Source organism: Kibdelosporangium persicum, assembly GCF_013280595.1.
GTDB lineage: Bacteria > Actinomycetota > Actinomycetes > Mycobacteriales > Pseudonocardiaceae > Kibdelosporangium > Kibdelosporangium persicum.
Window position 1 is genome coordinate 256,510 of record NZ_JAAATY010000005.1, and the last position, 24,983, is coordinate 281,492.

24 protein-coding genes are annotated in these 24,983 nt (G+C 68.9%); 8 read left to right on the forward strand and 16 right to left on the reverse strand.

Annotation, left to right across the window (positions count from 1 at the left end; genetic code table 11):
- The first annotated feature begins 16 nt into the window (after window positions 1-16).
- Window positions 17-976 carry a LysR family transcriptional regulator gene (locus GC106_RS12105; protein ID WP_173128438.1) on the forward strand — a complete coding sequence of 320 codons (960 nt, stop codon included), beginning with the start codon at window positions 17-19 and terminating at the stop codon, window positions 974-976.
- On the opposite strand, the gene GC106_RS12110 is transcribed toward GC106_RS12105, so the two are convergent.
- The gene (locus tag GC106_RS12110; protein WP_173128441.1) at window positions 963-2,207 is read right to left on the reverse strand and encodes an FAD-binding oxidoreductase; all 1,245 of its coding nucleotides are present in this window, start codon (window positions 2,205-2,207) and stop codon (window positions 963-965) included. The two genes, GC106_RS12105 and GC106_RS12110, sit on opposite strands and share 14 nt — an antisense overlap.
- Window positions 2,208-2,330: 123 nt before the next feature.
- Between GC106_RS12110 and GC106_RS12115 the strand changes: the two genes are divergently transcribed.
- On the forward strand, window positions 2,331-3,497 hold the full coding sequence (locus GC106_RS12115; RefSeq protein WP_173128443.1) for a GAF domain-containing sensor histidine kinase: 1,167 nt from the start codon (window positions 2,331-2,333) through the stop codon (window positions 3,495-3,497).
- A gap of 48 nt (window positions 3,498-3,545) precedes the next feature.
- On the opposite strand, the gene GC106_RS12120 is transcribed toward GC106_RS12115, so the two are convergent.
- The 4 genes from GC106_RS12120 to GC106_RS12135 all read right to left on the reverse strand — a co-directional run bounded on the left by GC106_RS12120 (window position 3,546) and on the right by GC106_RS12135 (window position 8,662).
- Entirely contained in the window at window positions 3,546-4,709 is a 1,164-nt protein-coding gene (locus GC106_RS12120) for a serpin family protein (RefSeq protein WP_173128445.1), read from the reverse strand.
- A 123-nt stretch (window positions 4,710-4,832) separates the two neighbouring features.
- Window positions 4,833-5,615 carry a peptidylprolyl isomerase gene (locus tag GC106_RS49275; protein WP_173128448.1) on the reverse strand — a complete coding sequence of 261 codons (783 nt, stop codon included), beginning with the start codon at window positions 5,613-5,615 and terminating at the stop codon, window positions 4,833-4,835.
- Between the two features lie 122 nt (window positions 5,616-5,737).
- Window positions 5,738-7,570: a bifunctional metallophosphatase/5'-nucleotidase gene (locus GC106_RS49280; protein WP_217280394.1), complete on the reverse strand. Its 1,833-nt coding sequence runs from the start codon at window positions 7,568-7,570 to the stop codon at window positions 5,738-5,740.
- 228 nt (window positions 7,571-7,798) lie between these two features.
- Window positions 7,799-8,662: a S1 family peptidase gene (locus GC106_RS12135; RefSeq protein WP_246365500.1), complete on the reverse strand. Its 864-nt coding sequence runs from the start codon at window positions 8,660-8,662 to the stop codon at window positions 7,799-7,801.
- Window positions 8,663-8,837: 175 nt separating this feature from the next.
- Here GC106_RS12135 and GC106_RS12140 point away from each other — a divergent pair, with 175 nt between their 5' ends.
- Window positions 8,838-9,284, forward strand: a complete 447-nt coding sequence (locus tag GC106_RS12140; protein WP_173128451.1) for a MarR family winged helix-turn-helix transcriptional regulator — start codon at window positions 8,838-8,840, stop codon at window positions 9,282-9,284.
- A 3-nt stretch (window positions 9,285-9,287) separates the two neighbouring features.
- Here the strand turns inward: GC106_RS12140 and GC106_RS12145 are convergent, their stop codons facing one another.
- On the reverse strand, window positions 9,288-9,998 hold the full coding sequence (locus tag GC106_RS12145) for a class I SAM-dependent methyltransferase (protein WP_312872608.1): 711 nt from the start codon (window positions 9,996-9,998) through the stop codon (window positions 9,288-9,290).
- 40 nt (window positions 9,999-10,038) lie between these two features.
- On the opposite strand from GC106_RS12145, the gene GC106_RS12150 reads away from it, so the two are divergent.
- A complete protein-coding gene (locus tag GC106_RS12150) occupies window positions 10,039-10,932 on the forward strand; it encodes an arginase family protein (protein ID WP_173128457.1) in 894 nt (297 codons plus the stop codon).
- Here GC106_RS12150 and GC106_RS12155 read toward each other — a convergent pair.
- The 3 genes from GC106_RS12155 to GC106_RS12165 are packed head-to-tail and all read right to left on the reverse strand — an operon-like array spanning window position 10,916 to window position 12,365.
- Window positions 10,916-11,659 (reverse strand): alanyl-tRNA editing protein, encoded by a 744-nt coding sequence (locus tag GC106_RS12155; protein WP_173128460.1) that lies wholly within the window; start codon window positions 11,657-11,659, stop codon window positions 10,916-10,918. The two genes, GC106_RS12150 and GC106_RS12155, sit on opposite strands and share 17 nt — an antisense overlap.
- A 14-nt stretch (window positions 11,660-11,673) precedes the next feature.
- On the reverse strand, window positions 11,674-12,129 hold the full coding sequence (locus GC106_RS12160; protein WP_173128463.1) for a DUF2017 family protein: 456 nt from the start codon (window positions 12,127-12,129) through the stop codon (window positions 11,674-11,676).
- Entirely contained in the window at window positions 12,126-12,365 is a 240-nt protein-coding gene (locus tag GC106_RS12165; protein WP_173128465.1) for an ATP-dependent Clp protease adaptor ClpS, read from the reverse strand. Before GC106_RS12165 ends, GC106_RS12160 begins: the two co-directional genes overlap by 4 nt.
- 99 nt (window positions 12,366-12,464) lie before the next feature.
- On the opposite strand from GC106_RS12165, the gene GC106_RS12170 reads away from it, so the two are divergent.
- On the forward strand, window positions 12,465-13,316 hold the full coding sequence (locus GC106_RS12170) for an SGNH/GDSL hydrolase family protein (protein ID WP_173128468.1): 852 nt from the start codon (window positions 12,465-12,467) through the stop codon (window positions 13,314-13,316).
- 53 nt (window positions 13,317-13,369) lie between these two features.
- Here GC106_RS12170 and GC106_RS12175 read toward each other — a convergent pair whose 3' ends face one another.
- Both GC106_RS12175 and GC106_RS12180 read right to left on the reverse strand, forming a co-directional pair.
- Complete coding sequence (locus GC106_RS12175) at window positions 13,370-14,119, reverse strand: SDR family NAD(P)-dependent oxidoreductase (protein ID WP_173128471.1); 750 nt, start codon at window positions 14,117-14,119, stop codon at window positions 13,370-13,372.
- A 101-nt stretch (window positions 14,120-14,220) separates the two neighbouring features.
- Window positions 14,221-16,956 (reverse strand): helix-turn-helix transcriptional regulator, encoded by a 2,736-nt coding sequence (locus tag GC106_RS12180; RefSeq protein WP_173128475.1) that lies wholly within the window; start codon window positions 16,954-16,956, stop codon window positions 14,221-14,223.
- A gap of 129 nt (window positions 16,957-17,085) precedes the next feature.
- Between GC106_RS12180 and GC106_RS12185 the strand changes: the two genes are divergently transcribed.
- The 3 genes from GC106_RS12185 to GC106_RS12195 are packed head-to-tail and all read left to right on the forward strand — an operon-like array spanning window position 17,086 to window position 18,360.
- The gene (locus GC106_RS12185) at window positions 17,086-17,418 is read left to right on the forward strand and encodes an ArsR/SmtB family transcription factor (protein WP_173128478.1); all 333 of its coding nucleotides are present in this window, start codon (window positions 17,086-17,088) and stop codon (window positions 17,416-17,418) included.
- Window positions 17,415-17,885 (forward strand): SRPBCC family protein, encoded by a 471-nt coding sequence (locus tag GC106_RS12190; protein ID WP_173128481.1) that lies wholly within the window; start codon window positions 17,415-17,417, stop codon window positions 17,883-17,885. Before GC106_RS12185 ends, GC106_RS12190 begins: the two co-directional genes overlap by 4 nt.
- A gap of 1 nt (window position 17,886) precedes the next feature.
- A complete protein-coding gene (locus tag GC106_RS12195; protein ID WP_173128484.1) occupies window positions 17,887-18,360 on the forward strand; it encodes an SRPBCC family protein in 474 nt (157 codons plus the stop codon).
- A gap of 48 nt (window positions 18,361-18,408) precedes the next feature.
- Here GC106_RS12195 and GC106_RS12200 read toward each other — a convergent pair whose 3' ends face one another.
- From GC106_RS12200 to GC106_RS12220, 5 genes are all read right to left on the reverse strand, one after another.
- Window positions 18,409-18,816 (reverse strand): hypothetical protein, encoded by a 408-nt coding sequence (locus GC106_RS12200; RefSeq protein ID WP_173128487.1) that lies wholly within the window; start codon window positions 18,814-18,816, stop codon window positions 18,409-18,411.
- Entirely contained in the window at window positions 18,816-20,306 is a 1,491-nt protein-coding gene (locus tag GC106_RS12205; RefSeq protein ID WP_173128490.1) for an Nramp family divalent metal transporter, read from the reverse strand. Before GC106_RS12205 ends, GC106_RS12200 begins: the two co-directional genes overlap by 1 nt.
- A 495-nt stretch (window positions 20,307-20,801) precedes the next feature.
- Window positions 20,802-22,487: a glycerol-3-phosphate dehydrogenase gene (gene glpD, locus GC106_RS12210; protein ID WP_173128493.1), complete on the reverse strand. Its 1,686-nt coding sequence runs from the start codon at window positions 22,485-22,487 to the stop codon at window positions 20,802-20,804.
- A 10-nt stretch (window positions 22,488-22,497) separates the two neighbouring features.
- Window positions 22,498-24,009, reverse strand: coding sequence for a glycerol kinase GlpK (gene glpK, locus GC106_RS12215; RefSeq protein WP_173128496.1), 1,512 nt, complete (start codon window positions 24,007-24,009; stop codon window positions 22,498-22,500).
- A 20-nt stretch (window positions 24,010-24,029) separates the two neighbouring features.
- Entirely contained in the window at window positions 24,030-24,857 is an 828-nt protein-coding gene (locus tag GC106_RS12220) for an MIP/aquaporin family protein (RefSeq protein WP_173128499.1), read from the reverse strand.
- Window positions 24,858-24,983 lie beyond the last annotated feature (126 nt).

Here is a 24,983-nt window from a genome sequence, read left to right on the forward strand (position 1 = left end):
CGGCTACGCTGGGCCCGTGGGTGACCTGGACCTGGCCGCGTTGCGGGCGTTCGTCGCCGTCGCGGACTTCGGGCACTTCGGCGAGGCCGCGGCCGAACTGGGCATCACCCAGCAGGCGGTGTCGCGGCGGATCGCCAAACTCGAGGCGGGTTTCGGCACCGTCCTGCTCACCCGGCTGCGTTCCGGGACGACGCTGTCCAAGGAGGGCGCGGCGTTCCTGCCGTACGCCCGCAACCTGCTGACAGTGGCCGACCAGACCGCGGAGATGTTGCGCGGCAAGCGATTGCCCCTGCGAGTGGACGTGCTCGACACGCGGGTGGCGTCCACCGACCTGGTACGCGGATTCCACCGCACGGCGCCGGACCTGGCGCTGGAGATCACCACCTCCACCGGGCTCAGGGCCGCCCGCGAAACCCTCAAGGCCGGCACGGTCGACGCCGCCCTCGCCCGCGTGGTCGGCTCGCTCGACCAGGACGGAATCACCTCGATCCCGGCCTGTCTGGAAGCCGCCGAGGTCATGGTGAACACCCGGCACCCACTGGCGAAAATGCCCAGTATCCCCATGCGTGAACTGTCCGGCCGGCAGATCTGGATGCCGGGAAACATCCCCGGCAGCGAATGGGCGGATTTCCACGACCGCCTCGGCGACGAATTCGGCCTGCACATAGACACCAGTGGCCCGAATTTCGGCTGGGAGGATTTTGTGCACCGGTTCGGCGAATCGGGCGACATCGTCGGAATCGTCGGCGAGCAGTGCAGGCTTCCGGCGCACCCGCACGTGGTCCGGATTCCGATCACCCGTCCACGCCCCTGCTACCTGTGGTCGCTGCTGTGGCACCGCCGCAGGCCGCATTCCGCCCTCCCGCAACTGATCTCCTACGTCCGCCGCACGTACCAGCCGCCCCGCCGCGAGGACGTCTGGCTACCCGCGGCGGACTGGGCGCAGGTCGAGCGAAACGTGATCACGACGGCTTGATGTTCAGGTTGCGGTGGAAGACATTGGCCGGGTCCCACCCGGCCTTGACCTCACGGAGGCGCTGGTAGTCGGCGGCGGTGTACGCGGTCTCCACGGCGTCGGCGTCGTGCAGGAAGTTCAGGAACGAACCGCCGGTGGCGTACGGCCAAAGGTGCTCTGCCGGGCCGTCCACGGCGATGGAGAACGGTACGTCACGGTATCCGGCCGGGCTGGTGCCTTCGGTGATCGCGCCGCCCCAGTAACGGAATTCGACGGAGTTGGCCTGTGTGGCGAGGATCGATTCGAGCAGCGAGTCGGGCACCTCGGTGAACAGTTCGAAGTTTCGTGGCGCGGTGCCGGGAACACTTGCCTGGGCAACGGACACCTCGGCGAACGTGCTCTGCACCGGCGTGCCCGCGACATTCCACAGTGGTCGCAACGCGTGCTGTGCCGACGACGCGTCACCGGCGTACGTGGCCCGGATCGCGACGTGCTCGCCGACCAGGGCGATCGTGCAGCTCAGTTCCCGGGGCATAACGGGTGCGTAGTCGCGGTAACGGGCCAGCAGGTCGGCCGCCCGTGCGATGGAGAACAGCGCCTGACCGGCGTAGACCTCGTCAACCGGGTGCAGCCGGATCTCCAGGGACGTCACCACACCGAAATTGCCGCCGCCACCGCGGACCGCCCAGAACAGGTCCGCGTTCCGGTCGGGGGTGGCTGTGACCAGCTCACCGTCCGCGGTGACCAGGTCGACGCGCAGCACGTTGTCCGCGCCGAGGCCGTACTTGCGTGACAGCGGGCCAAGGCCGCCGCCCATGCTGAAACCGGCGACGCCGACCGTCGGCGACGAACCGGAAACCGGAGCGAGCCCGAACGGGGCGGCCGCGGCGAGGACGTCGCCCCACACGGCACCGGCACCCACCCGTGCGATCCGCCGGTCCGGGTCGACGAACACGCCGTCCAGCCGCGCGGTTCTGATCAACAGGCCGCCGTCGGAGGGCACGTACGTGCCGTGCCCGGTCGCCTGCACCGCGAGCGGCAGGTCGTGCTCCCGTGCCCAGACCACCGCGGCCTGGACGTCGGCCGCGCTGGTCACTTCGGCGACTACCACGGGGTGGGCGTCGAAGGCCGGGTTGAGTGACGCGCGCAGGGTGTCGTAGGCGTCGTCACCGGGGCGGTGCACCTGGCCGCGGATGAGTCGGCCCAGGTCAGCGGTGGTCTGCGGGTGGCGGGCGAACAGCTGCTGGGTCATCGGGGTGCCTTCCTCGTCGTGGGCGTGCACCCCTGCGTCGAACGGGCCACCGCGAGATCGACACACTCACAAAAATTTCGAGCCGATGGACAGTCCGCCGTGGATCGCGGGCATGATGGGCGCATGGAAGCGGATCTGCCCGGGGGTCTGCGCCATCACCGGCAACTCGAGGAGTCGCGCCGCCGGGAGGCGTGGCTGCGCGCGTCCAACGAGATCACCGCGACGCTGCTGGGCGGAACGTCCACCGACGAGCTCGACCTGATCGCGCGGCACGCCCGGGAGGTCGCCGGCGCACCGATCGCGGCGATCGCGTTGCCCGATGCCGACGACCGGCTCGTGGTCGAGGTCCTCCAAGGCGTCGACGACCTCGCCGGTGCGCCGATCGACATCGACGGGACCGCGTCGGGGCGTGTCTTCCGGACCGGTCAGCCGGTGCTGATCGACCATTACGGTGACGCGGCGGCGAGCTGGCAGGGCGACGCCGTTCCGCACTGGCTGAAGGACCTGGGTTCGGCGGCGATCGTCCCGCTTCCGGCCGGTGACGAACTCCTCGGCGTGCTGCTGTTGGTCCGGCTGCGGCACGAGCCGTTGTTCGAACAGGCCGATTTGGAGCTGCTGCGCAACTTCGCCGCCCACGTGGCCATGGCGCTGCAGTACTCCCGCGCACGCGCCGACCAGCAGCGGCTCGTGGTGTTCGAGGACCGCGAACGGATCGCGCGCGACCTGCATGACCTGGTCATTCAGCGGGTGTTCGCCACCGGTATGGCACTGGAAGCCGCGGCCGCCGTCATCCCGGTGAACCCCGGCGACGCGGCCACGCGGGTCCGGCATGCCGTCGACGACCTCGACAGGACCATCCAGGAGATCCGGACCACGGTGTTCGCCCTGCAACAGGACTCGACCGGCAGCCTGCGCTCGCTCGTGCTGGCCACCGTGCAAGACGCGAAGGCCACGCTCGGCTTCACCCCGTCCGTCCGGTTCCGCGGCCCGGTGGACACGTCGGTTCCCGGGCCGGTCAGCGACCAGTTGCTCCCGGTTCTCCGGGAGGCACTGTCCACTATGGCGCGACACGCTTCGGCGACTGAGGCGTCGGTGGAGGTGGCGCTCGGCGAGGACCTGCTGCTGCGGGTCACGGACAACGCCCTCGGCATCCCCGGCTCAGGACGTAGCAGTGGCATCGCCACCATGACCGCCCGTGCCGAACACCTCGGCGGCACGTGCACGGTCACGTCGGCCAACCCCGGCACGGACCTGCAATGGCGCGTCCCGCTGCTCAAAGCTCGTGAGTGATTATCCGGGTTAGAGCACGGATAATCACTCACGAGGAGGAGGGGTCGTCTACTGAGTCGGATCGTTGATCCGGCCGAGGAACAGCGGCGCTCCGGTCGCGGTGTCCGTGATGACGAAGAGGAACGGCCGGTCGACGGTCACGGTCCGGTAAGCGGGCGCTGACACGGGCTGCATCTCGACGCCGGTCGCGGCGGCGGCTTCGGTGCCTTCCTCGTCGACCTGAACGAAAGTCTTGTGCCGCACCGACGCTATCAGCAGGGCCTCGTCATCGGTGATGCCGCTGAAGTCGGCGGACGGCGTGAACGCGAGCGGCATTCCGGCCTGCACCAAGGTCTCCTTCAGGTCCAGCTCGGACCGGGTGGTGAAGCGGGGCATGGCCAGCTGCACGGCCGTCGGCCGGACCTGGCTGAGGATCTCGGCGATTCCCTGGCCCCGCAACACTTCGATGGACGCGGGCGCGATCACGGTGAAAGCCAGCCTGCCACCGCGGTACGGCAGCGTGACCACCTGGTAGCCGGGGCCCTGCGCGTATCCCAGCTGAGCCTTCGGGTCGTTGTGCATCATCGGCACGGTCACCGTCGACCCGTCCGCGCGGGTGAAGGGCATGTCCCTGGTCCGCTCGCGGGGAAACTCCCGTGCCCACGCGGCTTTCAGGTACAGCGCGTTGGTCAGGACGAGGCGGGTGTCACGCGTGATCGCGTCAGGCGGGAACAAGTCCGTGATCTTGCCCGCGGTCTGGTCGGCGACGGTCTTGTTGATCCGGCCTCGGGCAGCATCGCTGTCCCGGACGAAGTCCGCTTCGTTCATGGTCGTGCCGAACTGGTCGCCCAGCGCCTCGGTGTAGCGGGGTTTGAGAGTCAGGCCCTGCTGGACCCAGGCCGTGTTCGACAGCTTCAGATCCGTCTGGTCGAACGCGGGCAGCGCGGGCCGTACGCCCTGCGGCAGGTGCAGCACCTTGGTCATCTGTGCCGCGGTCTCCCCTGCCGCACCGGCGGCGGCCATCTGCAACGCCAACGAGGCGCTGACCGGCGACACGACCAGATTGGTCTTGTCCGCCAAGGCGGGCGCGGTCACCAGATCGAGCCCGAACGCGTCCGTCGCCGAGACCAACGCCGCCATGTCCGCGGGAACCTGCCGTGCGACGGGCACCGGCGGTGGCAGCGGCTCGTTGTCCGCGGATTGCGCGCCGCATGCCGTGACCAACAGAACCACACAAAGTGCCGCTAACCGGGTCGTGACCGCCATATCTCATGGACGGTTCCCACTCGGCCCTGGTTGCACGGGATTCCGCGGACAGCCTTCGATGATCCGCGGGCGTCGAACCTGTCCGAACGGTCAACCGACGATCGCCTGCTGGATGGTGACCGGGATCTTCGGCTTGCCGTCGCCTTCCCGGTACTCCCCGGCAGTCACGCCACCCGCCACCACCTTGTCGATGACGGTCAGCGCGGCGGTGGTGTAGCTGCCCAGCACCGGATAACTCGGCGGCAGCTGGGAGTCGCCGTAGACGAGGAAGAACTGACTGCCGTTGGTGCCCGGGCCGGCGTTGGCCATCGCCACCGTGCCCGTCGGGTAGATCACCGTGCCCTGACCCGCGGGCTTGAGGTCGGACGGCAGTTCGTCGTCGAACTGGTACCCGGGTCCGCCATATCCGGAGCCGCTCGGGTCACCGCACTGCAGGACCTTCAACCCGGCCACGATCGTCAGCCGGTGGCAGGGCGTGCCGTCGAAGTACTTCTTGCCCGCCAGGAAAAGCAGGCTGTGCACGGCACAGGGTGCCTTCGCCCGGTCGAGGGTGATCGGGATGTCGCCCTGGTCGGTCCTCAGTGTGAACTGGACGGTGCCCGTGTCGGGCGCCTGTCCCGCATTGTCAGGCAGGCCCACGTCCTTGCCGACCGGGCCATCCGACGCCCGGTTGTACACACACGAAGTGGTGGAACCGGCGCCGCTGGCCGATGTCGTGGGTCCTGCCGTGGGTTCTGCCGCGGGTCCCGCCACCGCGATTCCGGCGACGCTGCCCCGATCCGGCACCAGGACCGCGACCGTGACGCTGACCGCGACGATCAGCACAGCCGCGGCGATGGCGACGATCAGACCGGTTCGTGGTGTGGAGGTCACGGCTCGATCATCGTGCGGCTGACAGAAACTGTTTCAGCGGCTCGGCCAATCCCAAACCGTTCTGACGTCTCAACGCGGAACGGCCCGCCGATCAGCATCAGCGGGCCGCCCCGTCTTGTCACTTACGCGAGCTTCGTGATCCTGTTGCGCGGACCGGGCGCGACCGGGGCGGTGCCGAGGTGGGCGATCAGTGCGTCCACGTCGAAGCCGGGTGCGGTGACGCGGCCGGTTCCGGCGGACAGCTTCGTGAAGCCGTCGCCGCCGTTGGCCAGGAAGTCGTTGCTGGTCACCTTGTAGGCGGCGGCCGGGTCGATCGGCGTGCCGTTGAGCGCCAACGCGGACACCCGCTCACCTGCCGGCCTGGTGCTGTCGTACGAGTACGAGAACCCGGCCGAGATCTGCAGGATGCGTTGGGTCGTCTGCCCGGCGAAGCCGACGAACTGCTGCTCCAGCACTTCCTTCAGCTGCGCACCGGTCAGGGTCTGCGTGACCACCAGGTTGTTGAACGGCTGCACGGTGAACGCCTCGCCGTACGTCACGTCACCGACCGGCTCACCGCCGGGTGAAGTCGCGTAGCTCAGGTCCGCGCGGATGCCGCCCGGGTTCATCAACGCGATCTGGGCGCCTGCCGACGCGGTGTAGGCGAGCTGGGCGTCGGCGATGACGTCACCGAGCGCGCTCTCGCCCGCCGGTGTCGTCGCGCGGGTGATGTCCGCGGTGATCTTGCCGACCACGCGGTTCGCGATCGGGGCGACGGCCGCGCGGTACTTGTCGACGAGGGCCTTGGCGTTCGCGTCCACCAGGTCGGGGTTACGCAGGAACGCGCCGGACGGGTCCGTGGCCCACGTGCCGTCCGCGCGCTTCACGCCGTTCTCCGCGATCACGTTGCGCGCCGACACGCTGGCGAAGCGCTTGGTCGCCTTGTTGACGGTGAACTGGATGTCGGTGATCAGCGTGCCGTTCGAGCCCGCGCTCGTGACGACCGTGTTCGCGCCGGAGGAGTTGGGCAGCGCGCAGCTGTAGAACCGGTGCGTGTGCCCGGAGACGACCACGCCGAACTCGGGACGCAGACCCTTGACGATGCCGGTGATCGGACCGGCGAAGTTCGCGCAGCTCGACGGATCCTGCACGGCGGGCGGCGCGGACTGCGCCCCACCCTCGTGCACCAGCAGCACCAGGGATTTGATGCCGATCATGCGCAGCAGGTCGGCGTAGGAGTTGGCCGTTTCGACCTCGTCGAGGAACTCGACGTCCTTGATCCCCGACGGGTTGACGATGCTCGGCGTGCCCTTCAGCGTCATCCCGACGAACCCGACCGGCACGCCCTTGACGAACCTGATGTCCACCGGCGCGAGGATCGGCAGCCGGGTCTTCTTGTCCACGACGTTCGCGGCCAGGTAGCGGTAGGCCGCACCGGCGAACCCGTCACCGTCCTGGCAACCGTCGACCGGGTGGCAGCCGCCCCGCTGCAACCGCTTGAGTTCGGTGACGCCTTCGTCGAACTCGTGGTTGCCGACCGAGCTGATGTCCAGGCCGAGCCCGGACAGCGCTTCCACGCTCGGCTCGTCGTGGAACGCCGCGCTGATCAACGGAGTCGCGCCGACCAGGTCACCGGCACCGACCGTCAGCACCTTCTCGCCGTTGGCCTCACCGGCCGAACGCAGCCGCTTGACGTGCGTCGCGAGGTACTCGACACCACCCGCGGGCGTGCCGTTGACCAGGCCACCGCTGCTGGTCGGCGGTTCGAGAGCACCGTGGAAGTCGTTGAAGGCCAACAGCCTGCCCTTGGCGGCCGCACCGCGTTCGGTGTCGTAGCTGACCGCGACGGGAGACATCGGCGTCCACTCCGGTGCCTGCTGGGCCGTCGGCGCCGACACCAACGGGATCGCCACGACGACACCGGCGGCCACGGCAAGCCCGACGGCGGCCCGCAACGCCGATCCGACACCTGACACAAGGGCCTCCATTGTCGTTTGCGCACGAACGCATGCATCCTGCCCCGTGCCGTCCGCCTTTGGGTGAACGATCGATAACGGATTCCTCATCGGACTTGCAGGCACCAGCAGGGGCACCGAGCGGTGCGGAACAAGGCATGCGTTGCCGTGCAAGACAAACCACGACCAAGGCAACGCGGCGACCGTGGTCCGCGAACGCGCCGGAAGGCCCGGTCGCGGCGCACGGGCTCAGCTGATGCCGGTCTGCTGGCGGATCCAGTCGGCCACCGTGTCGATCCGGGCGACGATCTCACGCCCGGGCTGCGGGCAGGCCGGCCCGGTGTTCACGATCGCCACCAGCGTGCCGGTGCGTTCGTCGTCCGTGACGAAGAACGGCGCGCCCGAGTCCTGCGGGCAGGGGCTGTTCTCCACCGTGCGCGGCACCACCGGTGACGTTTCCAGGACGTACTGGCTGATCTTGGCGACCGTGAACTCGCCGCGTTTGAGGTGGTCGGACGGGGCGAGCTTGGTCGCCGAGAGCGACCCCCACCCGGCGAACTGGAGTTTCTGCCCGATGGTGGGTTTGGCGTCGGCCAACGTCAGCGGCGTGATGCCGGTGACCGGGTCGGCGAGCTTGGCCACCGCCAGGTCGCTGAAGGGGGACTGCTTGACGTCGACGACCATGGTGGTGTGCCCGCCGGGATCGCTGTCCTTGAGCTTGCCGATCACCACCTTCATGGTGTAGCGCGGCTTGCCGCTGACCCGCACGTCCCTGCCGTTGTGGAAACAGTGCCCGGCGGTCACGATCCAGGACGGCGCGATCAGCGAGCCGCTGCACGCGCCGCTGCGCACCCCGCCGCCCTGGGCCGGGATGTCGTCCGAGGTCAGCTTCGCGTTGAAAGGCAGGATCGGGTCCGGCGGCGGAGGAGGTGTGGTGGTGCTCGGTGTCGTGGTGGGTTGCGGCTCGGGAGTGTCGCTGGGGATCAGCACGCTGTGCCCGGCGGCTTGCGCGTCGGCGGGCGGCGCGTGCGTGCGTAAGTCGCCGGCCACGGCATAGGCGAAGGCAACGCCCGCGCCCACGACCATAGCGGCCGCGACCACTGACAGCCTCATCAGCGGGCGAGCCCTTCCCTCACGAGATCCCACGTCTGGAATACGAGCGGAAGCCCGGAAAAGTTGTGCCCGATCATGATCCATGCCCGCCCGTACACCGAACGGTTCCCCCTTTTCCGCCGGTCAGCCCCTTGCGGGAGCTGTCGGTAGTGATCCTGTTCACTAGACTGCGGCCATGGCGTCGGACCACGAGGTGGACGAGTTCGCCCGGGCGTGCAACCGGGTGTACTCGCTCATGCGCCGCAACCGCAGCAGCCTCGCCGCCACGGCCGGAGCGGGCCAGCTCTCGGAATCCCAGCTCACTCTACTGACCCCGTTGGCGGAGCACGGACCGCTGCCGGTCGGCCGGCTCGCCCGGCTGGCCAGGGTGTCCCAGCCGACGGTGACGCGAGCACTGAAGCAGCTGGAAAGCAACGGGGTCGTCCGGCGGGAACGCGCCGAACCGGCCGACCGCACGGTCCTCGTCTCGCTCACCGCCGACGGCAGTGCCGCCATGCGGGCCGCCACGGACCGCGTCCGCGCCTTGCAACGTGCCGCGTTGGAAGCCCTGCCGCCGGAGCGTCGCCGACCGGTGATCATGGCGCTGACCGAACTGGCCACGGCCATCGACCGGATCAGCTGACGGTCACCGGCGCGGGTCAGGTACCGCCCGGATGGCGAGGAATCCGCTCGGTTCGCTGGTCAGCCGCTCGTAGGTGGCCTGGCTGATCTCGGCCGCCTGGGGCTTCGGCCGCGGTTCGAGCAGCCGTTCGATGAGGAACCCCGCCTCGTGCAGCTCCTCGCACGTCCGCTCCAGCGGAGCGAGCCAGTAGCGGACCCGCCAGCCCTTGTTCCAGACCTCTTCGATCACGCGGACGTCGAAGTAGTTGCCGCCCTGCCGCAGCCAGTCACCCGTGGGATGCATCCGGGACAGCACGAGCGCGCCGTCCGGCCGCAGTACCCGCCGCAGCTCCCGGAGCGCCGCGGTCCGGTCGTCGACGTACTCCAGCGCCAGCGCGAACAACACGAGGTCGACTGAGCCGTCCGGCAGCCAGTCGAGCCGGTCGGCGAGGTCATGGACGCGAAACCGCCCCATCGGCTCCCGCTGCCGTGCCAGCTCGATCATGCGCGGGCTCTGGTCCAGCCCGATCACCGTGGCGCCGCGCGTCACCAGCTCCTTGGCGTACAGTCCCGGTCCGCATGCCGCGTCGAGGACAACGCGGCCGGACACGTCGCCCAGCAGCTCCAGACACGCGGGCCGGTCGTAGTGCGCGTTGTACAAGCCGTCCCGCGCGTGCTCAAGGAACTCGTCGGCGAACACGTCGTACTGCGGCTGCGAACCCACGGCGTCAGGCACACCATTAGAGTGCACCATTGATCCACTCTCGGGGGCTGGTATGAGCACGATCGTCGTCCTGGACGCACCGTCCAACCTGGGTTTGCGGATGCCCGCGCCGGGTGTCGTGCCCGGCTGCTACAAGATGGCGGGTGCCTTGCGGGATCAGGGATTGCTCAGCCGGATCGGTGCTCGCGACGCCGGCTACGTCGTACCGCCGCGGTACGACATCTCGGGCTGGTCGCCGGGCGACGGGATCTTCAACGCCTCCGGGATCGCGCGGTACGCCAAGCGTCTCGCCGAGCGCATCGCCGGGCATCTGGACCGCGGCGAGTTCCCGGTCGTACTGGGCGGCGACTGCAGCATCCTGCTCGGGCCGATGCTGACGCTGCGCCGCCGGGGCCGTTACGGATTGGCCTACTTCGACGGCAGCGCCGACTTCCTCCGCCTGGCGCAGGCCGGGCGGATCGGTGCGGCGGCGGGTGAGACGCTCGCGCTCGTCACCGGCAGGGGCCAGAAGGACGTCACCGACATCGACGGCCTGGGCCCGTACGTCCAGGACAGCGACATCGTGGTGCTGGGCAACCGTGACGAGGACGAGGACGTGCCCAACCTCGCCGAGGCGGGCATTCTGGGCCTGACGGCACCGCGGATCCAGGCCGAGGGCACCGCGACGGTGGCCGGACGGACCCTGGAGCGGTTCGACGGCCTGGACGGGTTCTGGGTCCACGTGGACGTCGACGTGCTCGACATCGACGTGCTGCCCGCCGTGGACGCCCCGGACCCCGGCGGGCTGCGGTACCCGGACCTGATCGGCCTGCTGCGGCCGATGCTCGCGGACGAACGGTGCGTCGGCGTCAACGTGACGATCTACGATCCGGACCTCGACCCGGACGGCCGGTACGCCACGGAACTCACCGACGCGATCGTCGCGGCGTTCAGTCCACGAGGCTGATCCGCACGCGGCGGTTCTGCCTGCCCTTGTTCTCCACTTTGGTCACGCGAATCCGCCCGATCTGCGCGGTCGACGCGACGTGCGTGCCGCCGTCCGCCTGCACGTCCAGCCCGACGATGTCGACGATGCGCAGTTCCGGCTCGTCCGGCGGGCTGACGCCCATGGTCTTGACCAGTTCGGGGTTGGCCAACGCCTCGGCGCGCGGCAGGAACCGGACGTCGATGCGCCGGTCGGCCTCGATCTCGCGGTTGACCGCGTCCTCGATGGTGGCCTTGAAGTTCGGCGGCAGCTCGGGCAGGTTGAAGTCCATCCTGGCCTCGCCCGGCTCCATGTTGCCGCCGGTGACCAGTGCGCCGAAGTCACGGAACACCGTGCCGCACAGGACATGCAGGCCGGAGTGTGTCCTCATCAGACTCGTGCGGCGGTCGTCGTCCAGCGCGCCCTGCACGACGGTGCCCACCGGCGGGACCGGCTCGCCCGGCTCGGGCAGCAGGAACAGGTCCTCGCCCTTGCGTGTGCCGGCGATCCGCGTGCGAACTCCTTGCCACAGCAGCACACCATGGTCCGGCGGCTGCCCTCCCCCACCCGGGTAGAACGCCGAGCGGTCCAGCACGATCCCGGCTTCCGGGTCGTCCGGATCCGACCACAGGACCGTGCACTCCCACTCGCGGACCGTCGGGTCCTCCCAGTCCAGCCGGTACGTCCGGCCGTGATGACCAATACCCATGCCGACAACCTACTTCAGCCGTTGAGCTTGTCCCTGATCAACGGCTGGAACCAGCGGCCGGCCAGTTCGTCGTGCAATGTCAGGGCCCGGACGAAGATGTCCTCGGCGATCGGCGCCGCCGGGACGTCACCGCGACGGGACCGCAACATCAGCCGCAGGTGCGCCAGGGTGACGACGAGGTCGTCGAAGTGGGACTGGTCGCAGCCTTCCTGACACACGTGTCCCCACCGCTCAAGCGCACGGCACACCGCGGCGAAGACCTCGGCGCGCATGTGGCTCTCATGCCGTTCCCGGAACGCCCCCGCGATGGCCGGGTCCGGCGAGACGGGTGCGAACAGGGCGGCGAGCGCCTGCGGGCCGCCGAGTTTGGGCGAGAACACCCCGGCGGACGGGAGTCTGCGCGCGGGACCGCCTTGCAGGGTCTCGGCGAGCAACTGCACGGCCTCGTAGATCACGCGATCCGACGTCACTCCGGGACCACCCCGCTGTGCAGGCCGAACACCTGCATCCGGGCGGCGGTCAACTCGGCGTCCTCCAGGTCGTCGTAGCGGCCGACTTCCGCGACGCCGCGCGCGTCCACTTCGTGCGGCAGGTCGAGCGCGGTGCCGAGCGGCAGACCGACCACCCGGTGCAACACGAACGCTACGGTGGCCGGGGTGTTGGTGTCGTCGTCCCACAACACCACGCGCCATCTTCCACTGCTCATGAATGCATTATCGGGGCATTGACGACGGCGCGGGCATGCCTCACGATTGACTAGCTACTCACGAGTAGGTACACCCGTCGTCGATGCCGGAGCGTGCCCATGCCCCGCCGTGCCCTGCTGTCCCTTGCCGCGGCCACCCTGACTCTCGTCGCCGCGTCCCCTGCCGCCCAGGCCGAACCCCTGACCTACGTCGCACTCGGCGACTCCTACAGCGCGGCGTCCGGTGTCCTGCCGGTCGACCCCACCGCGCCGCTGCTCTGCCTGCGCTCAACCCGCAACTACCCGCACGTCATCGCTGCCCGGACCGGCGCACAGCTGACCGACGTCACGTGCGGCGCCGCCGACACCAACGACTTCACCGCCGCCCAGTACCCGGGCGTCCCGCCACAGCTCGACGCCGTCAGCGCGGACACCGACCTGATCACGATGACCATCGGCGGCAACGACAGCAACGTGTTCATCGGTGCCCTGCTGGCCTGTGGCGCGGCCGGCATCCTGAGCCTCGGCCAAGGCAGCCCGTGCAAGGACCAGCACGGCTCCAGCTTCGAGGACACCATCCGCACCAAGACGTACCCGTCGCTGGTCAGCGCGTTGCGGGCGGTACGCGCCAAGGCACCCGGCGCCGAAGTGGGTATCCTCGGCTACCCGTGGATCCTGCCGCCGACCGGCGGATGCTTCACCAGGATGCCGGTCGCCCACGGCGACGTACCGTACCTGCGTTCCCTTCAGGCGACCCTGAACGACGCAGTCCGCCGCGCGGCCGCCGAAACCGGCGCGACCTATGTGGACATGAACACCGTGTCGGAAGGGCATGACGCCTGCCAGCCGTTGGGCGTCCGCTGGATCGAACCCGTACTGCACACGACGAACCCCGTTGTCGTGCACCCGAACGCGCTCGGCGAGGCGAAGATGGCCGCGCAGGCCGTCAAGGTCCTCGGTCTGTCTTCATAGGACACCAGCACGGGTGCCCCCGCTGACGTCCGGGGGCACCCGACGGCGTCCGATCAGCCGTAGCAGGCGCCGAACGAGATGTTCACCTGCGTCGACGTGATGCTGCGGCCCTTCTCCGAAGCGACAAAAGCGGCCACGCTGCCCACGTCCGACATGGTCGCCGCCCGCTTGAACGGCGAGTTGTCGATGATGCTCTGCCTGGGCCCTTCCATCTCGGGGATGTCCGGGAACGTGTCGATGATGCCGCCGGTCAGCAGCGTCACGGTGCGGACGCCGTGCGGCGCCAGCTCCACGGCCCACTGCCTGCGCAGTGACTCGACGGCGTCGAAGCCGACCTGCACGTTGCCCAGGCCGGGGCTGGTGTTCGCGTTGTCCGACCCACCGAAGAACAGCAGCACCCCGGACTCCTGCTTGACCATGTGCCGGGCCGCGGCCTTCGTGGTGATCAGCTGCGAGGTCAGCGCCTTGCCGATGGCGGCGACGAAGTCGGGCGTCGAGATGTCGGCCAGCGGCTGGAAGATCCCCTCCTGGGTGATGACGTTGACCGAGATGTCCACACTGCCGGTCTTCTCCACCACGGTGTCGATGTGGTCGTTCACGGCGGCCGCGTCCAGCGCGTCGACCACGGCCGTCTCGGCCTGCCCGCCCGCGCCCCGGATCCTGTCCGCGACCGCCTCGAGCTTCGCCGGCGTCCGGCCGGCCAGGAAGACCCGGGCGCCCTCGGCGGCGAAGGCACCGGCCATCGCACCGCCGATCGAGCCGCCGCCACCGTAGATCACCGCGGTCTTGTTCTCCAGCAACATCAGCTTCTCCTTTCGTTGCCAGAGAAGCTATGGCCCGGGCACACCGGTGCACATCGGTCACGCGACTGGCGTTGGGGCTCCTCGCCCGGCCGGCGGTTAAGTCATCCGAGCCCGAGCTGCGCCAACTCGATCCGTCGGGTGACCCCCAGTTTCGGGTACGCGCGGTACAGGTGGTGGCCGATCGTGCGCGGGCTGAGGAACAGTTGCGCGCCGATCTCCTTGTTGCTCAGCCCGGCCGCCGCCAGTCGAACGACTTGCACCTCCTGCGGTGTCAGGTTCTTCAGTGGATCGTCGGCGACCGGTTCGAGCGTCGGCCGCTCACCCAGTGCGGCGAGTTCGCTCGTCGCACGCGCTTCCCACGTGCACGCGCCCAGCCGCTTGAACCCGGCCAACGCGTCGTCCAGCTCAGCTCGCGCCTCGCCACGGCGGCGTCTGCGACGTAGCCACTCCCCGTACAGCAACTGGGTCCTGGCCTGGTCGAACCGGCCGCCGTGCTTGTCGTGCAGGTCCAGTGCGGCCCGGTAGTGCTCCTCGGAGTCCTCGATCATCGCCTGGCAGCGCCGCAGCAGTGCGGTCGCGAGCGGCGTGTCCACGTGCTCCGCCCACCGCTTGAACGTCGCGAACTGGTCCGCGACGCGTCCCGGGTCACCGTCCCGCACCGCCGCCTCCACCAGGTCGGCGACCGCGCGGATAAGGAAGTCGTACTTCGCGGGACCGACGCACACGGCGTGCAGCGCGTCGAATGCCTCCCGGTACCGTCCCGCGGCGAGATCGAGCAGGCCAAGACCCCAGGAGATCAACGCGGCGCCGACCGCGTGCCGTCCGTCGAGCACCGGCAGCACCTCGGCGGCCAGTTCGCGGCATCGCGGTTCGTCGCCCGTCACCGCGGCAAGCCAGACGGAGGTCGCCCGTAACACCGCGATTTCCATGTCCATCCCGAACTCGGTGCTGAGCGACACCGCCTCGGCCAGGCAGGTCTGCGCCGCGAGGAAGTCGCCGCGCAGCGCCTGGGCCACCGCGGCGATCTCCTGCGCGTACGGGATCCACGTCAACGCCCCGCTGGCACGCACCTCGGCCAGCAACACGTCGATGACCGCGACCGCCGCGTCGTCCTCGGCCAGCATCAGCGCGCTGAACCCGGCCACGACCCGGTGGACGTAGTCCGCGTCGCGGCCACGCGCGACGTTGATCATCACCCGGAGCGGGCCGACGGCGTTCTCCGGCCGGCCGGCCAGCAGATCGGCCCAGGCGACCTGGGCCTCGGCGGCCGCGCGCGCCCCGGACTCCGGCGGCAGCCGCAGCCCGGCCATCAACCGCCCGCCCTCGGCGATCAGCGGCAGCGCACCGGCGTCCCGCCCGGCGCAGATCATCTCCGTCAGCATGACGACCGCGCGTTCGGGGTCGCTGTCCATGACCAGCCGAGCCGCCTCCGAGGCGAGTGCGGCGTCCGCGACGGGAGAGGTCCGCTCGTATTCGATCTGGCCACGCAGCAGCGTCGCTTCCGCGACAAGAGCTGGGTCCTTGGTGAGCGATCCGACTTCCGTGGCCAGGCGCGCGGCACGGTCGGGTTTGCCCGCGTCGTAGGCCGCGAGCGCGGCCTTGGCGATGCGGCGGGCCTTGCGCTCCGGGTCCACGCTCAACCGGCCGGCCCGGTCGTACGCGGCGGACACCGCCATGGCGCCGCCTCGGCGTTCCGCCCGTAACGCGGTTCGCTCCAGTTCGGCGGCCACTGTCTCGTCCGGTTCGGTGGTGGCCGCCGCGAGGTGCCAGGCGCGACGGTCGAGGACGTCCGGGGCGGTGAGTGCCTCGGCGAACGCCCGATGCACCGCGATCCGCTGGTGGTGGGTGGCGCACTGGTAGGCCGCGGCCCGGACCAACGGGTGCCGGAACGCCAGCTCCCCGTCCGTCACGCTGATCAGACCGGCGCGCTCGGCCGCGTCCAGGTCGGACGTGTCCGCACCGACCGCACGGGCGACGCTCAGCACCGTGTCCATGCCGGCGAAGCGGTCGGCCGCGGCGACCAGCAGGATCGACTGGCACCTACCGGGCAGGCTGACGATCTGCTCGCGGAACGTCTCCTGCACCCGTCGCGTGACCGGCAGCGGGCCGACCTGGTGCGCGGGCTCGGCACGCCCCGCACGCTGCGCGGCCAGCCGCGCCGCCCCCAGTTCGAGCAACGCGAGCGGATTCCCGTTGGCCTCCTCGAGAACCCATGCCCGCACCGGCGCGGTCAGCCCAGGACTGTTGCGGTCCAGCAGCCTGGCCGCCGCGTCCGGCGGCAGGCCGGGCAGCCGCAACTCCTCAAGGCCCGGTGTCGGAAACGGCACGGCCGTGTCGCGGACGGCGAACAGCAACGCGACCGGGTCCGCCTGGAACCGTCGAGCGGCGAACAGCAACGCGTCCGACGACCCACGGTCCAGCCATTGCGCGTCGTCGACCACGCACAACAACGGCTTCTCCGCGGCCAGCTCGGCGAGCAACGTCAACGTCGCCGCACCGATCAGGAACGGGTTGGTCGCCGCGGCGTCGCTCAGCCCGAACGCGCCGCGCAACGCGGCCGCCTGCGGAGCGGGCAGCAGATCAAGGCGATCCAGGTACGGGTAGAGCAGCAGGTGCAGAGCGCCGAACGCCAGCTCGGCCTCGGACTCGATACCCACGCCCCGCAGCACACGCATGCCTCCTGCGTGTGTCGCGGCCGTGGCCACCGCATGATCGAGCAGCGCCGACTTGCCTATCCCCGCCTCGCCTCGGATGACCACCGCCGCGCTGCGACCGGAACACGCCTGCCCCAGTAACCGTTCGACGTGGTCCCGTTCGTCATCCCGGCCGACCAACATGGCACCGAAGCCTAGCTGCTGGAATCGCGCGGCAATGGCGGCCGTGTGTCGTCGGCGGAGCCTTGACAGAAGACATCCGTCGCCCGATACTCAACCAAACGGTTTATAAACCTGATAGTTGGGTGTTGAATGGACGACGAGCTCAGCCGGACGTTCGCGGCACTGGCCGACCCGACCCGGCGGGCGATCCTCGCCCGGCTCGCGGACGGCCCGGCGCCGGTGAACGAACTGGCACAGCCGTTCGACATGACGCCGCAGGCGATCTCGAAGCACCTCAAGGTGCTGGAGTCCGCCGGGCTGATCAGCCGGAGCAGGCAGGGCCAGTGGCGGCCGTGCCGGCTCGAGGTCGCGCCGTTGGACGCGGTCACCGCGTGGATCGCGCGCTACCGCGCGGCCTGGGCGGACTCGTTCGACCGGCTCGAAGCGGAAATCAAGAAGATGCGGCACAAGGAGGACGGATGACCGAGGTGATTTTCGAGCCGGGCAGGCAGGACATCATCATCAGGCGCGAGTTCGACGCACCGCGCGAGAAGGTGTTCAAGGCCTTCACCGACCCGGAGCTGATTCCCCGCTGGTGGGGCGCGCGGCGCTTCACCACCACCGTCGACCGGATGGACGTCCGCCAGGGCGGCCAATGGCGATTCGTCACCCGCAACAACGACGACGGCAGCGAGTACGCGTTCCGCGGCGTCTACCACGACGTCGCCGCCCCGTCGGGCACGGTGTTCACGTTCGAGTTCGAACCCGGCGGGCCTGGCTACCTCCAGTTCGTCACCGAAACCTTCGAGGAGGCCGACGGCCGCACGGTGTACACGCAGGTCTGTCTCTTCCAGTCCGTCGAGGACCGTGACGGCTGGATTCCGACCGACATGGACAAGGGAATCCGGGAATCCCTGGACCTGCTGGCCGATCTCATCGCGAGGAGCTGACATGGACGTCGTGGCGACCCGCGTGTTCGACGCGCCCGCCGACCAGGTCTGGCAGGCCTGGAGCAAGGCTGAGTACGTGCACCGGTGGTGGGGCCCGGACGGCTTCACCGCACCGATCGCCGAGATGGACGTCCGCGAAGGCGGGACTTCCCGCGTGAGCATGCGTTCCCCGGAGGGGCACGAGTTCTACAACACGTGGACGTACTCGCGCGTGATCCCCCGCGAACGCCTGGAGTTCACCATGGACTTCGCCGATTCGTCCTGGCAGCCCCGAAGCCCGGCCGAACTCGGCCTGCCCGCCGACATCCCGGTTCCGGTACCGCACGTCGTCACGTTCGCCCGCGCCGGCGCGAAGACCGAGCTGACCGTCACGGAGTCCGGTTACACCTCACCACAGACAGCCGAAATGTCCAGGCTGGGGCTGGAACAGTGCCTCGACAAAATGGCGATCGCCTTGTCGGCGAAGGAACACTGAGGCCGGCACCGCTCGGCCACTGTGGACCGAGCGGTGAGACGACCCCTCCTACGCGTGCACCACACGCACAAGGCGTTCGTGCACCCAGAGGAACCCGATCGCGAAGCCCACGCTGATGATCGCCTGGTACGCCAGGAAACCCCAAGCGTTGGGCGGCAGGCCGGGCTCGCCGACGAACACCAGCCGGGTCAGGACTTCCTGGAGCAGTCGTGCGACGGGAAACGCGACCATCCAGAACAGACACGCCGGAGCGAACCTGCCGCGTGGCACCTTTCCGGACGCCAGCAGCAAACTGTAAGCCGCGCCGAACAATCCCAGCGGCACGCCGAGCGTGACCACAGCGACGAGGGCCCAGCTCCACGGCTGACCGACCACCACGGCCATCAGACCGGCGAGCGAGCCCGCGAGGAAACCTACGGCGAAGCCGGGCAGGCTCGCGTCGACCAGGCGTTTCATCAGCCCACCACCACGCCGAACCGGATCAGCGAGTACAGCAGCATGCCGAGGTAGAACACCGCGCCGAACCCGATGACCAGGTTGGTGTACCACTTCGGACGGATCGGCCGCGGCAGCATCCTGTTGTTGACCAGCAACAACACCACGCAGTACGAGCCCATGGCGAACGTGGACAGGAACGCCAGGACGTCCAGCACCGAGCCCGGCCCGTCGACCGGGCCGAACAGCAGGATCAGGATGCCGAACGTGATCAGGCCCCAGAGGAACCCGGCGTACAGGTGGGACATCTTCACCCGCTTGGCGCCCTTGACGAAGAAGTACGTCATGTCCGCCTGACCGCGGGAGAACGAGTCGAACAGCCCCAGCGTCGCGTTCAGGCCGATCAGCGCGATGAAGCCGAGGAAAACCGCACCGAGCACGGAACCGCCCGCTTCGGCGAACGCGTCCGACATCGCCGACAACGCGGCTTCGCGTTCGCCGTTCTCGATCAGTCCGCGGATGTCCGGGTTGGCCCGGACCGCGGACTGCGCGAGCACCGTGAAGGAGACGGTGACGAGCATCGTGATGCCCCAGAACAACAACAGGGCGTCGAACGTGACCCAGCGCCGCCATCCCTTCCACTTGCGCATCTCGTCCGGGTTGCCGGTGTCGAACATGAAGCCACGGCTCGGCATCTGTTCTTCCTCGCCCGCGTGCCGCAGGCCGCGCAGCTTCGGGATGTACGCACCCATCCCGGCGCCGCTGTCGCGCAGGTGCAGCGTGTACCACATCTGCTGCATACCGGACGGGCCCGCGAAAGCGACCGCACCCACGACGATCGGGAACCACGCCTCCGTCAACGCGCCGGAGGGAACGTACCCGAACGCGAACATACCGCCGACTGTAGAGGCCAGGTCCTCCCAGTTGCCGACGAACGACGCGATCACCGCGGTGCCCACCACGAGCAGTCCGATGAGGATCGCCAGCACGTTCTCGAGCAGGTTGTAGATGACCCTGGCGAGGCTGAACAGGATGCCGACGACCACAAGGGCGACACACGCGGTCACGACCCACGGTATGCCGGTGATCTCCTCGAGCGCCGCCGCACCCGCCGAAAGGTGGCCCGGCCAGATGTAGACGAGGATGGCCACGACGAAGAAAAACCACATGATCGGCTTGAACACCCGGGCGGCGCCGGCGAAGATGCTCTCGCCGGTGGCCATGGTGTAGCGGGCCATCTCGAGCATCACGACGGCCTGCAGGGTGACGCCGATCAGGAACAGCCACCTGATCTCGGGGCCGAAGACCAGCACCAGCCTCGGCCACATGTAGGACTCGCCCATCCCGACGCCGAGCGCGACCAGGAAGACCGTCGGTCCCAGCAGGTGCATGGCCGGGGGCGGCTCCGGCAGGGTGCGGATCGGCATCGGTTCGAGCCGACCGGCCCGCCACACCCTGTTCCCGGCGGCCAGTGAGCGATGTCTGGCCGCCGGGGTATGCGAGGTTTCCATCTGTCCCTCTCCCTTGAGGAATACCGATGTGACGCAACCCCGATCGCCCTGTTGTAACCCGGCGAACACCATAGGCGGGCACGACCACGCCATGCCAGTGCCCAATGATCACAGACTGGCCACAGTCCAGAAGTCACACCATTGACCAGCCGTCCACTTAGGAATGCTCAGCGCCACCACTCGAAACACCGTTACCCCGCGAGCCGTCCCCGCGTGTCCACCGTTCCAGCACCCCGTGTCCACCATTACGACACCCCGAGACGCCCGTTCCGGCACGCCGTGTCCACCGTTCCGGCACCATGAAATTCCCCTGCCAGCCGCAGCGGGGGATTTCGTGGTCATGGGTTGACCGGGTCGTTACGGGACAGGCGGTCAGGCTGCTTCGGACTGGCGCCTCGCCGGTGCCGCAACGCGCATTTCGAGGTGCCGGAACGGGAACTTCGAGGTGCCGGAAAGGTGGACACGGGGTGCCGGAGTGGTGGACACGCGGGGACGTCAGACGGTGACGAAGCTGAGGCGGGTCGCGTTGGCGGTGACGTCGTCCGGCTGCTCCTGGGCGGAGCGTTCGGCGTGCACGCGGGACAGGTAACTGTCCAGTTCGTGCTGTTTTTTCGCCTCGTCCCAGTCCAGCAGCGGTGCGATCAAATCGGCCACCTCCGCGGCCGCTGTCACGCCACGGTCCCGTTGCTCGATGGAGATTCGGGTCCGCCGGGTAAGGACGTCCTCCAGGTGCAACGCGCCCTCATGCGTCACCGCGTACACGGCTTCTGCCTTGAGGTACTCCTCCGCGCCGGTGATCGGCTTGCCGAGGTCCGGCTGGTCGTCGATCAGCCACAGCAGGTCGTGGATCGCCGTGCCGTACCGTTGCAGCAGGTGTTCGACGTAATCCAACGACAACCCGGAGCGCCGGGCCACGTCGTGCCGGGAGCGCCACAGCGAGTGGTAGCCGTCCGCGCCCAGAATCGGCAGCTGCGCGGTGGGCGAAGGCTTCACGTCACCAGAAAGGTTGGTAGCAGCGACATCCACCGCGTCCGAAGCCATCACGCGGTAGGTCGTGTACTTGCCGCCCGCGATCATCACCAGGCCGGGCACGGGATTGGCGACGGCGTGTTCACGGGACAACTTGGTCGTCGAAGCGGCCTTGGCGGCGAGCAACGGACGCAGGCCCGCGTACACGCCCTCGATGTCGGCATGCGTCAAAGGCTTGCGCAGCACGGAGTTCACGTGATCGAGCACGTAGTCGACGTCCGCGCGACTCGCCGCCGGGTGGTCACGGGACAAATCCCACGGCGTGTCAGTGGTGCCGACGATCCAGTGCCTGTCCCACGGGATCACGAACAGCACGCTCTTCTCGGTCCGCAGGATCAACCCGGTGTCCAGGTCGATTTTCTCGCGCGGCACAACGAGATGGATGCCTTTGGACGCCCGGACCGTGAAAGGCGCGGGAATCCCGGCCGCGGCACACACGTCATCGCTCCACACCCCGGTGGCGGCGACCACGACCCGAGCCCGCACCTCGAAGTCCACATCGGACTCCAGGTCACGGACCACGGCGCCCGTGACCCGGGAACCCGACCGCAGCAGGGCAGTCATCCGCGTGCGAGTCAGCACGGACGCGCCCAGCTCCGCGGCGGTACGGGCGATCATCATGGTGTGCCGGGCATCGTCGACCTGCGCGTCGTAGTACTGGATCGCACCGATCAACGCGTCCGGCGAGAGTCCTGGAGCGACGGAGAAAGCGCGACGCCGGCTGAGGTGCCGGTGCCGGGGCAGGGCGCGTGCGCCGCCAAGGGTGTCGTAGAGCATCACACCCGCGCCGATGTAACCACGCTCCCACACCCGGTGCTTCAGCGGCACCAGGAACTTCACCGGGCGCACCAGGTGCGGAGCCAGCTTCGTGAGCAGCAGCCCACGTTCCCGAAGTGCCTCCCGCACCAGCTTGAAGTCGAGCTGTTCCAGGTACCGCAGGCCACCGTGGATCAGCTTGCTCGACCGGCTCGACGTCCCCGCGGCGAAGTCACGGGCCTCGACCAGCCCGACGGACAGCCCCCGGGCCGCCGCGTCGAGCGCGATCCCGGCTCCGGTGACGCCGCCGCCGATCACCAGGACGTCGACTTCCCGGGTGCGCAGCCTGGTCAGGGCTTCGGCACGGTACCGCGGGGAAAGAGGTACGGAAGGCACTTCATCTCTCCTAGTTGACTTCGACCCAGTCGAGGGTCCGGCCGACGGCCTTCTTCCAGCCCGCGTACCCGGAGGCCCGTTGCTCCTCGGTCCACGTCGGCTGCCAGCGGTGGTCCTCGTTCCAGTTCTGCTCGAGTTCGTCAGTGGACTTCCAGAACCCGACCGCCAGCCCGGCCGCGTAGGCCGCGCCCAAGGCGGTGGTCTCCGCGACCACCGGCTTGGACACCGGTACGCCGAGGATGTCGGCCTGCATCTGCATGCATAGCTGGTTCGCCGTCACGCCTCCGTCGACACGCAGCACGTCCAGCGGCACGCCGGAGTCGTTCTGCATGGCCTCGACGACATCCCGGCTCTGGTAGCAGATCGCCTCGAGCGTCGCCCTGGCCACGTGCGCGTTTGTCGTCGCACGGGTGAGCCCGACGATCGCCCCGCGGGCGTCCGACCGCCAGTAAGGCGCGAACAAGCCGGAAAACGCCGGTACGAAGTAGACTCCGCCGTTGTCGGCGACCTGGGACGCGAGCGTCTCGCTCTGCGAAGCGCCGCTGATGATGCCGAGCTGGTCACGCAGCCACTGCACCGCCGAACCGGTGACCGCGATCGAGCCTTCCAAGGCGTAGACCGGCTTGTCGTCGCCGAACTGGTAGCACAACGTGGTCAGCAGGCCGTGCTTCGAGCGCACCAGCTCGTGCCCGGTGTTGAGCAGCAGGAAGTTGCCGGTTCCGTACGTGTTCTTGGCTTCACCCGGCCGGAAGCAGACCTGCCCGACGGTCGCGGCCTGCTGGTCACCGAGGTCACCGGTGAGCGCGACCTCGCCGTGCAGCGGGCCGTTCGCCCTGGTGGTGCCGAAGTGGCCGGACGACGGCTTGATCTCCGGCAGCATCGCTCGCGGAATGCCGAAGAACGACAGCAGTTCGTCGTCCCACGCCAGGGTTTCCAGGTCCATCAGCATGGTCCGGCTGGCGTTGGTCGGATCGGTGACGTGCAGGCCGCCGTCCGGGCCACCGGTCAGGTTCCACAGCAGCCACGTGTCGGTCGTGCCGAACAGCGCTTCGCCGTTCTGCGCGTCCGCCCGCACGCCGTCGATGTTCTCCAGGATCCACTGCAGTTTCCCGCCGGAGAAGTAGGTCGCGGGCGGCAGACCGGCCTTGCGGCGGATCACGTCACCCTTGCCGCTGCGGTCCAGTTCCGCCGCGATGCGGTCGGTCCTGGTGTCCTGCCAGACGATCGCGTTGCAGTACGGCCGACCGGTGCGGCGGTTCCACACGACGGTGGTCTCGCGCTGGTTGGTGATGCCCAGTGCGGCAAGGTCCCGGTAGGTCAGGTTGGTCTTGGTGAAAGTGGACTCGATCACCGAGCGGGTGCGTTCCCAGATCTCGGTGGGGTCGTGCTCGACCCAGCCCGGCCTGGGCAGGATCTGCTCGTGTTCGAGCTGGTGGCGGGCGATCTCGTTACCGCCGTGGTCGAAGATCATGAACCGGGTGCTCGTGGTGCCCTGGTCCACCGCTGCGACGAAGTCCGGCATTGCTCAACACTCCCGATGGATCAGGCGGACGGTTCGAGGTCCTTGGCGGCTGACGGCGCGGGGCCGACGACGTCGTCGGCGGGCAGGAACTTCTCGATGAGGTACTTGTAGATCGCGGCGCCGATCAGGCCGCCGATGATCGGCGCGACGATCGGTATCCACCAGTACGGGTAGTCGTACTGGTCCTTGAACGCCGTTTCGTAGCCGGTGAGCCAGGACGCCAGCCGCGGCCCGAAGTCGCGGGCGGGGTTGATCGCGTACCCGGCGTTGGTCCCCCACGCCATCCCGATCGCGACGACGGAGAACCCGACCAGCAGCGGGGTCATGTTCGCCAGGGGCGCGGAGTTGCGCAGGTCGGTGATCGCGAAGATGACCAGGACGAGGATCGCGGTGCCGATGATCTGGTCGCGGAACGCGCCCCAGTCACCCACCGGAAGCGTGCCGTTACCCGGAAGAGTGGAGAACACGCCCTGGGTCTTGATCGTCAGGCCGGGATCGGCGGCGTTGAGCACCTCGGTGTAGTTCCACCGCACCAGCATGGCGGCCACGAACGCGCCTGCCGTCTGGGCGAGCGCGTAGGGCGCGACCTTCCGCCACGAGAAGCCTTTGAACACCGCGAGCGCGATCGTCACCGCGGGGTTGAGGTGTGCGCCGGAGATCTTGGCGGCGACGTAGACGCCCAGCGTGACGCCCAGCCCCCACGCCCAGGCGATGCTGTCGTGATCACCGATCCCGGCGGCCACGACCTGGGCCACCACCCCGCACCCGAACAGGATGAGGATCAACGTCCCGACGAACTCGGCGGCCATTTCGCCGCCCAATCCGCGGGCCCTGAGGTTTCGCACCATTGCTCTCCTCCACAAAGGACACCCGGCTCCCCTGGCCCGGCGAACGTTAAGATCGTGGAAAGAGCAGGTCAACGCGGCCGGGTCGGCATTGTCGAACGCCGCACGCGGGGTGTTCGACATTGTCGA